Below are 13929 nucleotides of genomic sequence, written 5' to 3'. Positions count from 1 at the left end.
GCTGAGCCTCGGCGAGCGACCCCTGCTCATGGGCAAGCAGGCGGGCCAGGCGTTGGTGGGTCAGGCGCACAGCGTCGCTGACCGCCGCCGTGCCGACACTGACGCGCAGCGGCAAGGTGTTGATGAACATGCCCAGCGCCCGTTCGGCGCCTTCGCCACCCTGCAGGCGGCCCAGCAGCACGGTGCCGAACACCACCTCCTCACGCCCGGACAGCTGCGCCAGCACCAGTCCCCAGGCCTGGTGTACCAGGCTGGCAACGCTGATCCCCAGCTGTCGGGCCTGTTCACGCAGGCGTTGGCCCAGGCCGGCATCCAGTGCCTGGCGGCTGTCGAGCACACGGCTGCCACCGCTGTGTGCTTCGCGCAGGCCGAACACCTCGGTGGTCTCGTCGATATCGCCCAGCAGCTCGCGGAACATCGCCGCTGCTGCCTGGCCGGTGTTGCCCAGGCGTGACTGGGCCACATAGTTGCGGTAGGGCACGCTGGCGTGCAAAAGCGGCCGGCCCTGCAGTACGGCGGTGATTTCCGCGACCAGCTGCTCGACGGCAGCGTGGTCGAGGATGATGTGGTGGATCAGCAGCGTTGCTTCGACACGCGCGTCGGTTTCGCTGCGCAGCAGGCGAATCAGCGGCGCCTGGTTCAGGTCGATGCCGGTGCTGCCTGCCTCGCGGCCAAGCCTGGCTTCTCGCCACACCACTTGCACCGGCTCTTCAAGGTGCTGCCAGTGGATGCTGGTACGCAGGATGTCGTGGCGGGCAATGACCTGATCCAGGGCAGCGGCGAACGCGTCGAGCGTGGCCGGGTCAGGGAAGGCGAAGCGCGCCTGCAGCACGTAGGGGTCGGCGCCTTCGCTGGCCAGGTGGTGGTAGAGAATGCCTTGCTGCAGCGGGGCCAGGCCGTAGAGGTCCTGGATATTGGCGACGCCGCCCGGGATCTGTGCAGTCAAGCTGTCGATGGACGCCTGTGACAGGCTTGCCAGTGGCAGCATGTCCGGGGTAATGCGGGTGCACGCTTGGGTAATGCAGTTGCCCGGCACCTGCACGGCGTTTGCAGTGCCCACCGCCGCCGCCAGCGCGGCCAGGGTCGGCTGGCCGAACAGCACGCGGATATCGGCATGCAGGCCTTGCTGGCGCAGGCGCGAGGTCAGGGTCACTGCCAGCAGCGAATGGCCGCCCAGTTCGAAGAAGTTGTCGTGGCGCCCTACCCGCTCTACACCCAGCAGCTCGCACCAGATACCGGCCAGCAGGGTTTCGGTGTCACCCTCTGGTGCTTCGTAAGGGCGGTCCTGGAGGGCGTCGGATGCCGGCAGCGCCTTACGGTCGAGCTTGCCGTTGGGGCTCAGCGGCAAGGCGTCGAGGTGCATGAACTGCGCCGGGACCATGAACTCCGGCAGGTGCGCGAGCAGTGCCGTGCGCAGGGTTTTCACGGTTTGCGCGGTGCCGGTGTAGTAGGCGATCAGGCGCTGGTCGCGGGCGATCACCACGGCTTCCTTGATGCCTGCGATGGCGGTGAGGCCAGCCTGGATTTCGCCCAGCTCGATGCGCAGGCCGCGGATTTTCAACTGGTCGTCGTTGCGGCCCAGGTATTCGATATTGCCGTCTGGCAGGTGGCGTGCGAGGTCGCCTGTGCGGTACAGCCGCCCGCCTGGGCGGAACGGGTCGTCGAGGAAGCGTTCGGCGGTGAGTTCGGCGCGGTTGAGGTAACCACGGGCGACCTGCACGCCGCCGATGAACAACTCGCCGGCCACGCCTTGCGGTACCGGCTGGCCTTGGCCATCGAGCACGTAGAGGGTGGTGTTGGCGATGGGTTTGCCGATTGGGGTGTTGTCCGGGGCGGTTACGCAGTGCCAGGCGCTGACGTCCACGGCGGCTTCGGTCGGGCCGTAGAGGTTGTGCAGTTCTACAGTGGGTAGCTGTGCGTGGAAGCGGCGGGCCAGGCTGCCGGGCAAGGCTTCGCCGCTGCACAACACGCGCCGCAAGGCGTACACGGTCCCTGTGGGAGCGGCGGTGCGGCGATCCGACGTGCCCGCGAAGAAGTCGACGCGGTGTATGGCACCGGCTTCGCCGGTGTTCGCGGGCATGCCCGCTCCCACAGGGGAAGTGCTCGCTGCTGAAGATAGGTATACATCCAGCATCGAAGGGACGAAGTGCAAGGTGGTGATGCTTTCTTTCTGGATGACCTGGCGCAGGTACTCGGGGTCGCGGTGTCCGCCAGGGCGGGCCATGACCAGGCGGGCGCCGGTCTGCAGCGGCCAGAGGAATTCCCACACCGAAACGTCGAAGCTGAACGGGGTCTTCTGCAGCACCACGTCATCGGCGCCCAGCGTGTAGGCGTCCTGCATCCACAGCAGGCGATTGACCACGCCGGCGTGCTCGTTCATCACCCCTTTGGGCAAGCCGGTCGAGCCTGAGGTGTAGATCACGTAGGCCAGATGACGTGGCGTCAATCCAACGACAACAGGGTTGTCAGCCGATTGATTGCTCCAAGTCGGCTGATCCAGATCGATGACCTGCCCGGCATCCGGCACATGCCGGGTCGCCGCGTGCACCAGCACCGCCACCGGCGCGCTGTCGGTCAACATGTGACGCACGCGCTCGGCCGGGTAATCCGGATCGACCGGCACATAGGCGCCCCCTGCCTTGAGGATCGCCAGCAACCCGACCACCATCGACAAGCCACGTTCAACGCAGATCGCCACACGATCATCCGGTTTCACGCCAAGACCAATCAGGTGATGCGCAAGTCGGTTGGCCTGCTCATTCAGCTGGCGATAGCTCAGCTCGCCCTCCTCGGCCCGCACGGCAAGCGCATCCGGCGTACGCGCAACCTGCGCCTCGATCAGGCCATGCAAGGTCTGCTCAAGGTTGTAATTGACTGCCGTGTCATTGAAGTCCACCAGCACCCGCTGGCGCTCCTCGGCCTCCAATACCGGCAGGCGCTGTAGCAGCAGTTCCGGCTCATGCTCCAGTGCCTCGGCCATCGCCTCCAGCACCTGGTTCATCTGCCCGCAGATCCGCGCCGCGCCGACCTCGGCCGGGGTCATGGCGACCAAGCGGAAGCCTTCGCCCATGTCGTCCACGTTGAGGCTCAGTGGGTAGTTGGTGCGCTCCTGCCCGTCGAGCACTTCGATGCCTTGCCAGGCCTTGCGCTGCTCGGCATTGGCCTCGGCACCATGGCGGTAGTTGAGCATCGCGCTGAACAGTGGCAGCGGCGCGGCCACGCCGCTGCAGCGCTGGGCCAATGCCAGCGAGGCGTGCTCGTGGGCCAGCAGCGCACTGAGGCGCTGGTGGGTGGCCTGCGCCGCCTCGCGCAGGCCGACGCTTCCCAGGTCGATGCGCAGCGGCAAGGTGTTGATGAACATGCCCAGCGCCCGCTCGGCGCCTTCGCCGCCTTGCAGACGCCCCAGCAGCACGGTGCCGAACACCACCGTGTCCTGACCGCTGGCGGCGCCCAGCAGGCGTGCCCAGGCCAGGTGGAACAGGCTGGCGACGCTGATGCCCAGCACACGGGCCTGATGGCGCAGGCGAGTGGCAAGCGTGCTCGGTAGCGTCAGTTTCACTTCCTGCATGTCACGGCCGTCGCCCTGGACGTCACTGAGGCCGAACGGCAAGGTCGGTGCGTCGATGTCGGCCAATTGCGTGCGGAAGAATGCCTCGTGTTCGGCCTGGCTGATGCCCAGGCGGGCCTGGGCCACATAGTTGCGGTAAGGCACCGGGGCGTGGGCTGGGGCTGGAGCGCCCTGGAGGAAGGCCTGCAGCTCTTCGCCGACCACTTCCAAAGCGGTGTGGTCGAGCACGATGTGGTGGAACTGCAGGGTGGCGTCAACTGCGCCATCACCCTGGGTATGGAACAGTCGGATCAGCGGCGCCTGGTCCAGGCGCATCGTCGGCAAGCTGCCGTCCAGGGCGCCCGCCAGCACAGAAGGCACTGTGCGCAGGACCACCTGCACCGGCTGCGGCAGGCCCTCCCAAAGCACTGCGGTGCGCAGCACATCATGGCGACCGATGACTTGGTCGAGGGCGCTGGCGAAGGCCTGCAGGCGTTCGAGGCTGGCGAAGCGCAGGCGCGAGTAAAGCACATACGGGTCGTTCCCGGCCGCGCTCAGGTGGTGATAGAGAATGCCCTCCTGCAACGGCGCCAGCGGGTAGATATCCTGCACATTGGCAGCGCCGCCCGGCACGCTGGCGACGATCCGGTCGATGCTGGCCTGGTCGAGATCGATCAGGCTGAGCAGCGCCGGGGTGATGTGGCGGCAACCCGCCGGGATACGGTTCTCAGGCACCTCGACCTGTTGATCGTGCCCCAGGGTTGCCGCCAGGGCGGCGATGGTCGGCTGGCCGAACAGGGTACGCACATCCACCTGCAGGCCCTGCAAGCGCAGGCGCGCCGTCAGGCTCACGGCCAGCAGCGAGTGGCCGCCCAGTTCGAAGAAGTTGTCGTGCCGCCCTACGCGCTCCACGCCCAGCAGCTCGCTCCAGATCGCCGCCAGCAGGGTTTCGGTGCTGCCTTGCGGCGCCTCGAAGGCACGCTGCTGCAACGCGGCGTCAGGGGCTGGCAGCGCCTTGCGGTCGAGCTTGCCGTTAGGGGTGAGCGGCAGCTGGCCGAGGTGAATGTACTGCGCTGGCACCATGTAGTCCGGCAGTTGCGTCAGCAGCGCCTGGCGCAGGGCATCCGCCGCGTGCGGCTCACCGGTGTGATAGGCGACCAGGCGGGCATCGAACGCCAGCACCACGGCTTCGCGCACCCCGGCAATACGGATCAGGCAGGCCTCGATTTCGCCTGGCTCGATGCGCAGGCCGCGAATCTTCACCTGCTGGTCGTTGCGACCGAGGAACTCAAGGTTGCCATCGGCGCGCTGGCGCACCAGGTCGCCACTGCGATACAGCCGCTCACCCGCCACGAACGGGCTGTCGATGAAGCGCTCGGCCTGCTGTTGCGCCAGGCCCAGGTAGCCACGGGTCACGCCGGCGCCACCGATGTGCAGGTGCCCGGCCACGCCCCACGGCACCGGCTGGTCGCGGCTGTCGAGCACATACAGCCGGGTGTTGTCGATCGGACGGCCGATCGGCAGCGTGCCGCCTGGCAGCGCCGCGTCGGCTTCCAGCGTCCAGGCGCTGCAGTCGACGGTGGCCTCGGTGGGCCCGTAGACGTTGTGCAGGCGCACATTCGGCAGGCGCGCCCGCACTTGGGCGGCCAGCGCTTCGGTCAGCTCGCCACCGCCGCAGACGATGTCGCTCAGGCTGGTGCAAGCGCTGGACTGCGCCTGTTCCAGGAACTGCTGCAGCAAGGCCGGCACGAACTGCACCACGTTCACCTGCTGCTGCTGGATCAAATGCGCAAGGTATTGCGCATCTCGCTGGCCATCCGGGCGCGCAAGCACCAGGCGCAGGCCGCTGCACAAGGGCCAGAACAACTCCCATACCGAGGCATCGAAGCTGATCGGGGTCTTGTGCAGCACGCTGCCGGCGCCGGCGCACAGGCGCTGGCTCCAGTGCAGCAGATTGACCACGTTGCGGTGCTCGACCATCACCCCCTTCGGCACGCCGGTGGAGCCGGAGGTGTAGATCACGTAGGCCAGGTGCCGGGCCGTCAGACCTGCCACGCGTGGGTTGCTGAGCGGTTGCTCACCCCAGGCGGGGCGGTCCAGGTCGACCTGCACCGCGTGCAGGGCTAGGTCGCGGGTCGCTGCATGCACCAGCAGCGCCTTGGGCGCACTGTCGTCCAGCATGTGGCGAATGCGCTCGGCCGGGTAGCCAGGGTCGAGCGGTACATAGGCGCCACCGGCCTTGAGAATGGCCAGCAGGCCGACCACCAGCGACACGCCACGCTCGACGCAGACCGCCACGCGGTCGTCGGGTTGCACGCCCAGGGCGATCAGGTGATGGGCCAGGCGGTTGGCCTGTTCGTCGAGCTGGCGGTAACTCAGTTGACCGTCTTCAGCCACCAGTGCCGGGGCATCCGGCGTGCGCCGGGCCTGCGCCTCGAACAGGCGGTGCAGCGGTTGCTGCAGATCGTGTGGCTGCTCGCTGGCGTTGGCCGCCACCAGCAGCTGCTGGCGCTCCTCGGGCGCCAGCACCGGCAATTGCTGCAGCGCCAGTTGCGGCTGTTGCTCCAGCGCATCGAGCAGGCCGACCAGCACCTGCAGCAGTTGCCCGCAGACCCGTTGCGCGCCCACCTGCGGCGTGACCTGGGCGGTGATGCGCAGGCCGTCGCCCAGGTCGTCGACGTTGACGCTCAACGGGTAGTTGCCATGCCCGCCGCTGGGCAGCGCCTGGATGCCTTCCAGGGCTTCGCGTTGTGCCTGCTGCTGGCGGGCACTGGCGCCGTGCCGGTAGTTGAGCATGGCGCTGAACAGCGGCGTGGGCGCCGCCACGCCACTGCAACGCTGGGCCAGCGCCAGCGAGGCGTGCTCATGCATCAGCAGCGCGCTCAGGCGCTCATGGGCCAGGCGCACGCCCTCGCGTACGCCAAGGCCGTTCAGGTCCAGGCGCAGCGGCAAGGTATTGATGAACATGCCCAGGCCGCGATCGGCGCCGGCACCGCCCTGCAGGCGGCCGAGCAGCACGGTGCCGAACACCACGCTGTCCCTGCCGCTGGTGGCCGAGACCAGCCGCGCCCAGACCAGGTGCAGCAGGCTGGCGGCACTCACGCCCAGCTGCCGGGCCTGTTGGCGCAGGCGTTGGTAGTGGCTGCTGGCAAGTTGCACGGTGGCCAGTTCGAAGCCGTCGGCCTGGCCCTGCAGGTCGGTCAGGCCGTATGGCAGGGTGGGTTCGTCGATGTCGCCAAGCGCGGCACGGAAGAAGGCTTCGTGTTCGGCTTCGCTGATGGCCAGGCGGGCCTGGGCCACGTAGTTGCGGTAAGGCACCGGCTGCTGGCTGGGTTGCCGGCCTTGCAAGTGGTCGCGGATTTCGTCCAGCACCTCTTTCATCGCAGTGTGATCGAGGGCGATGTGGTGGAACTGCAGGGTTGCCTCGACAGGGCCTTGCGCCTCGGTGTAAATCAGGCGGATCAACGGCGCCTGGCTCAAGTCGAGTGCGGCGTCGCCTGCTTCGCGGGCAAGCCCGCTCCCACAGAGGGCCAGAACCGCCCCGGGAGCCTGGCGCCAGACCACCTGCACCGGTTGTGGCAGGCTGTCCCAGAGCACGGCGGTGCGCAGCACATCGTGGCGGGCGATGACCTTGTCCAGCGCGCTGGCGAAGGCCTGCAGACGCGCCAGGCTGTCGAAGGCCACGCGCCATTGCAGCAGGTACGGGTCGGCACCGCTGGCACTGAGGTGGTGATAGAGGATGCCTTCCTGCAGCGGGGCCAGCGGGTAGATGTCTTGCACGTTGGCAGCACCGCCCGGCACCGTGGCGACGATGCGCTCGATACTGGCCTGGTCCAGGTCGATCAACGGCAGCAGGTCGGGGGTGATGTGATTGCAGCCGGCCGCAATGCGGTTCTCCGGCACCACGACCTGTCGGCCCTTGCTCAGTGCCGCAGCCAGTGCGGCCACCGTCGGCTGGCTGAACAGCACGCGCACGTCGGTGTCCAGGCCTTGCTGACGCAGGCGCTCGATCAGGGTCACGGCCAGCAGCGAGTGGCCACCCAGTTCGAAGAAGTTGTCGTGTCGCCCTACCCGCTCGACGCCCAGCACCTCGGCCCAGATGGCGGCCATGAGGGTTTCGCGCTCGCCCTGGGGCTCGACATGGCCTTGCTCCGCCGCATCGGGTTCGGGCAAAGCACGACGGTCCAGCTTGCCATGGCTGGTGAGCGGCAGTTGCTGCAGGCGCATGAACGCGTGCGGCAGCATGTGCGCCGGCAGGCTGGCTCGCAGCGCCTGGCGCAGCGCATCGAGGTCGACTGCGCTGGCTTCGGTGAACCAGGCCAGCAAGCGCTCGCCACGCACCAGCACCACGGCATGCTCGATGCCGGGCTGGGCCGCCATGGCCGCTTCGATCTCGCCCAGTTCGACGCGCATGCCGCGGATCTTCACCTGGTCATCGTTGCGGCCCAGGTAGTCGAGGCTGCCGTCGGCATTCCAGCGCACCAGGTCGCCGCTGCGGTACATGCGTGCGCCCGGCAGGCGGCTGAACGGGTCGGCCAGGAAACGTTCCTCGGTCAGTTGCGGGCGGTTGAAATAGCCCCGGGCGACCTGGCCGCCGCCGATGTACAGCTCGCCGGTGACCCCCACCGGCACCGGTTGAAGATGCGCGTCGAGCACATAGACGCGGGTGTTGGCGATCGGCTGGCCGATGTGCAGCGCACCGCCCGGCAGGCGACCACGGTGGTTTCGGTCGGCCCGTAGTTGTTCACCAGGTCGAAGCCCGGGTCGCGGTCGAACTGGCGCAGGCGGTCGCCGCCGATCAGCAGGGTGCGCAAGGTCGGGTGCTGGCGTTGGCGACGCAGCGCCTGCTCGGCGACCGGCGTCGGCAGGAAGCTGACCTTCAGCGGTTGCTCCAGCCACCAGTCGAGCAGCTCCTCGACGTGTTCGTTGCCGATGTGCGTCGGCGGCAGGTGCAGCGTGGCACCGGCGCACAATGCCGGCCACACCTCCCAGGCCATCGCGTCGAAACCGAAACCGGCCACGCTGGAGGTGCGCTCGCCGGCACCCAGCGCGAATGCCTGGCAGTGCCAGTGCACCAGGTTGGCCAGGGTCTGGTGCTCGATCATCACGCCCTTGGGCTGGCCGGTGGAGCCGGAGGTGTAGACCACATAGGCCAGTTGATGGGCATCGAGCCCGGGCACTTCAGGGTTGCTGTCGGTTGCAGGCCAGCTGGCGGGCTGATCGAGGTCCAGCCGTGGCAGCTCGCCTGGCAAGCCATCGACGGCCGAATCGGCCAGCACCAGCGCGGGTGAACTGTCGGCCAGCAGGTAGGCGATGCGCTCGCGCGGGTAGGTCGGGTCCACCGGCACATAGGCAGCCCCGGCTTTGAGCACGGCCAGCAGGCCGATCAGCCGCTCGATGCTGCGCGGCAGGCACAGCGCGACCCGGTCGCCGCAGCGCACACCGTGTTCGATCAGGCGATGGGCCAGGCGGTTGGCGCGCTGGTTGAGTTCGCCGTAGCTCAGGGCCTGGTCGCCCTGGCTGATGGCCGTCGCCTCGGGCGCGCGGGCGGCCTGGGCCTCGATCAGGGCATGGACGGTCTGGCCCTGCGGGTAAGCCTGCGCCGTGGCGTTGAAGCTGCCCAGCAGCTGCTGGCGCGCTTGCTCGCTGACAATCGACAGGCTGTCGACCGTCGCCTCGTGCCCCGACTCCAGCGCTTGCAGCAACTGCGCCAGCGTGTTGGCCATCCATTCGGTGATGCGGGCGGCGCCAATGCCTTCGACGGCCAGCACGCTGAAACTGAAGCCCTCGCCGAGGTCGTTGACGCTCAGGGTCAGTGGGTAGTTGCTGCGTTCCTCACCGCCAAGCAGGCGCACACCCTCCCAGATGCCCTCGCCTTCAAGTGGCGCATCGGCAGCGCTATGGCGGTAGTTGAGCAAGGCGCTGAACAGCGGCACCGACGCTGCCACGCCGCTGCAACGCTGGGCCAGGGCCAAGGGGGCGTGCTCATGGCCGAGCAGGGCCGACAGGCTGCGATGGGTGGCCATCACCGCCGCGTGCGCGCCGGCACGGGTGTCGACCCGCAGCGGCAAGGTGTTGATGAACATGCCCAGTGCCCGGTCGGCGCCTTCGCCACCTTGCAGGCGGCCCATCAGCACGGTGCCGAACACCACGTCGCTGCGGTTGGCCAGCACGCCCAGCACCCGCGCCCAGGCCAGGTGCATCAGGCTGGCGGCGCTGACCCCCAGCTGCCGTGCCTGACGGCGCAGGCGCAGGCTGAGGCCGGCATCCAGCGCCATCCAGGCGCTCTCGATATGGCGCCCGTCGCCCTGCACATCGGCAAAGCCCAACGGCAAGGTCGGCTCGTCGACATCCGCCAGCATCTCGCGGAAGAACGCCGCCTGGCTGGCCGGGTCGGCCTGGCGGGCCTGGGCCACATAGTTGCGATAAGGCACCGCCGCCGGCAGCGTTGCGCCCTGGCCGAACAGCAAGGCGCGCATCTCCCGGGCGACCACGTCCATGGCGGTGTGATCGAGGGTCAGGTGATGGAACAACAGGATCGCCACCACCTGGTGGTTGGCGGGGTCGAGGCTGTAGTACAGGCGCGTGAGCGGTGCCTGGCCCAGGTCCAGGCGGTGGTGGCGCGCATCGAAGCGCGCGTGCAACTGCTCGATGCGTGACACGCCAACTTGGTCGGCCAGGTCATCGACCTCGCACACCACCAGCTGCGCAGCCCGCCAGACCACCTGCAGCGGCTGCGCCAGCCCCTGCCAGAGCACCGAGGTGCGCAGGATGTCGTGGCGGTCGATCACCTGTTGCAAGGCGCCTGCCCAGGCCAGCAGGCGCTCGACGCTGTCGAAGGCCAGGCGCGTCTGCAGCAGGTACGGGTCGCCCTGCTCGGCGCTCAGGTGATGGTAGAGAATGCCTTCCTGCAACGGCGCCAGCGGGTAGATTTCCTGCACGTTGGCGGCCCCGCCCGGCACCGTGGCAACGATGGCATCGATGCTGGCCTGGTCCAGCTCGACCAGGCTGAGCATGTCCGGGGTGATCCGCGCTGCACCCTGGGGCACACGGTTGGCCGCAACCTTGGCCTCGCCACTGGCCGTCGCGCCGGCCAGCGCAGCCACGGTCGGCTGGGCGAACAGCACGCGCACATCGATGACCAGGCCGGCCTTGCGCAGCCGCTCGACCAGGGTCACAGCCAGCAGCGAGTGGCCGCCCAGCTCGAAGAAGTTGTCATGCCGCCCTACCCGTTCCACGCCCAGCACCTCGGCCCAGATCGCGGCCATGGCGGCCTCGGTTTCACCTTGCGCTGCTTCATAGGCTTGCCCAGGCAGCGAGGCGCCGTCCGGATCGGGCAGCGCACGGCGGTCGAGCTTGCCGTGGCTGGTCAGCGGCAGTTGATCCAGGCGGATGAACGCCACTGGCAGCATGTGTGCCGGCAAGCTGGCCTGCAGGGCCTGACGCAAGGGTTCAGGGTCGACGGGTGCGGATTCGGTGTACCAGGCCAGCAGGCGCCCTTCGCGCACCAGCACGACGGCGTCGTCGATGCCCGGCCGGGCAGCCAGGGCAGCCTCGATTTCGCCCAGCTCCACGCGCACGCCACGGATCTTTACCTGGTCATCGTTGCGCCCCAGGTAATCGAGGGTGCCGTCGGCATTCCAGCGCACCAGGTCGCCACTGCGGTACATGCGGCCACCGGGGTTGAAGGGGTCGTCGAGGAAGCGCTCTGTGGTGAGTTCGGGGCGATTGAAATAGCCGCGTGCGACCTGCGCCCCGCCGATGAAAAGCTCGCCACTGACGCCAACCGGTACTGGCTGCAGGCCTTCGTCGAGCACATACACGCGGGTGTTGGCGATCGGCTGGCCGATGTGCAGCGCACCGTTGACGATGATCTGGCCAGAGGTCGCCACCACCGTGGTTTCGGTCGGGCCGTAGTTGTTGACCAGCGCGAAGCCTGGGTCGCGGTCGAACTGGCGCAGGCGGTCGCCGCCGACCAGCAGCGTGCGCAAGGTCGGGTGCTGGCGGTCACGGCGCAGGGCCTGTTCGGCCACCGGGGTGGGCAGGAAGCTCACCTGCAGCGGCTGCGCCAGCCACCAGTCCAGCAGCTCGTCGACGTGTTCGTTACCGATGTGCTTCGGCGGCAGGTGCAGCGTGGCGCCCGCACACAGAGTCGGCCAGACTTCCCAGGCCATGGCGTCGAAGCCGAAACCGGCGACACTGGCGCTGTGCGAGCCGGCCGCCAGCGCGAATGCCTGGCAGTGCCAGTGCACCAGGTTGGCCAGAGTCTGGTGCTCGATCATCACCCCCTTGGGCTGGCCGGTGGAACCGGAGGTGTAGACCAGGTAGGCCAGCTGCTGCGCATCGAGCCCGGGCAGTTCCGGGTTGCTGCTGTTGGCTGCCAAGGCGTCGGCCTGGTCGAGGTCGAGGCGCGCCATCGGCGGCAAGCCTTCGATCGCCGTGGTCGCCAGCACCAGCGCTGGCGCGCTGTCTTGCAGCAGATAGGCGATTCGCTCCGCCGGATAGGCCGGGTCTACCGGCACATAGGCAGCACCTGCCTTGAGCACCGCGAGCAGGCCGACCATGCGGTCCGGGCTGCGCGGCAGGCACAGGGCAACCCGGTCGCCCACCTTGACGCCGTGCTCGATCAGGCGATGGGCCAACTGGTTGGCGCGCCGGTTCAGTTCGCCGTAGCCAAGGGCCAGGCCGTCCTGCAGCAGCGCGGTCGCTTCGGGGGCGCGGGCCGCCTGGGCTTCGAACAGCGCATGCACGGTCAGCCCTTGCGGGTAAGCCTGGGCGGTGCGGTTGAACTGCTCCAGCACCTGCTCGCGCTCGGCCTGGGGCAGCACGGCCAGGTGCTGCAGCGGTGTTTCAGGTGCCTGCTCAAGTGCGTCGATCAGGCTTGCCAGCACCTGCCGGAACTGCTCGGCAATGCGCGCAGCGCCCCATTGCGGCAAGCTTTGCACGGTCAGGCGCAGGTCATCGCCAAGGTCGTCGACGCTGACGGTCAGCGGGTAGTCGGTGCGTTCTTCGGCGCCGACGATGTCGATGCCCGGCGCCACCGGGATGATCTCGGCGGCATCGCCGGCAGCACTGTGGCGGTAGTTGAGCATGCTGTTGAACAGCGGCGCCGGCGCGGCCACGCCGCTGCAACGCTGGGCCAGGGCCAGCGAGGCCTGCTCATGGCCGAGCAAGGCGCTGAGCCGCTTGTGGGTGGCCAGCAAGGCCTGGCGCACACCGTGCTGGCCGAGGTCGATGCGTAGCGGCAGGGTATTGATGAACATGCCCAGCGCCTGCTCACCGCCTTCACCGGTGGTCATGCGCCCCAGCAGCACACTGCCGAACACCACGGCCTGGCGCGCGGACAGTTGCCCGACCAGGCGAGCGAAGCCCAGGTGCAGGACACTGGCCGGGCTCACGCCAAGCTGTCGGGCCTGGCGGCGCAGGCGCAGGCTCAGCGCGGGCGCCAGGGTCAGGCGCGCCTGTTGCAGTGGCTGCTGGCCTTTGTCTGGCAAGCCGAAAGCCAGGGTCGGCTCGTCGATGTCGTCGAGCATCTCGCGGAAGAACCGCTCGTGGGCCTGTTCGTCCAGCGCCTGGCGCGCTGCGGCCAGCACGTTGCGAAACGGCATCGGCGGCGCCAGCTGCGCCGACTCGCCGGCCAGGTGCGCCTGGATTTCGCGGCGCACGATGTCCAGCGCTGTGTGGTCCATGATCACGTGGTGGAACATCAGCAACGCCACCCACTGCCCGCCAGCGCCACGGGCGTGCATCAGCTGCATCAGCGGTGCCTGGCGCAGGTCCAGGCGGTAGTGATGCGGGTCGAAACGCGCGCACAACCGGGCCAGCGGATCGTCGCCCTGGACGTCGGCGGCGTCACGCACAAGGGTCGCCTCGCGCCAGACCACCTGCACCGGCTCGTCGAGGTATTCCCAATGCAGCGCGGTGCGCAGGATGTCGTGGCGCTGGATCACCCATTGCAGGGCCTGGGCGAAGGCTTCGAGGTGTGCCTTGCTGGCAAAGCGCAGCTGCACCTGGGCCAGGTACGGATCGCCGTCGGCGGCAGACAGGTGCTGGTAGAGCATGCCTTGCTGCAGCGGTGCCAGCGGGTAGATGTCCTGCACGTTGGCGGCGCCGCCGGGCACGCTGGCAACGATGCGGTCGATGGCCTGCTGGTCGAGCTGCACCAGCGGCAGCATGTCGGGGGTGATGCGCAGCGCCGGGCTGAGCCAGTCGTCATCGTGCTCGGCGAGCATTTCCAGCAAGGCCGGCTTGTGCCGTGACAGCGCCTCCCACAGGGTGTCGTCCAGGGCCTGGTCGTCGCCCAGGACGATCAGGTCCTGGTCTTCGCGCTGGAGTCGGATTGCATGGGTGGAGAGAACAGCCATCAGTTCGCTGAAGAGCAT

General features: G+C 68.4%; 1 pseudogene (only partly in view). It reads right to left on the bottom strand.

Going from position 1 to position 13929, the window contains the following annotated elements:
• Positions 1–13929, bottom strand: a pseudogene (locus ACTORR_RS27790) (non-ribosomal peptide synthase/polyketide synthase) (it extends 8534 nt beyond the left edge of the window).

It is taken from the genome of Pseudomonas sp. SAR267 (assembly GCF_052077595.1).
GTDB lineage: Bacteria > Pseudomonadota > Gammaproteobacteria > Pseudomonadales > Pseudomonadaceae > Aquipseudomonas > Aquipseudomonas vlassakiae.
The sequence above is the reverse complement of the archived record's forward strand: the minus strand, read 5'-3'. Positions and strand labels throughout refer to the sequence as shown.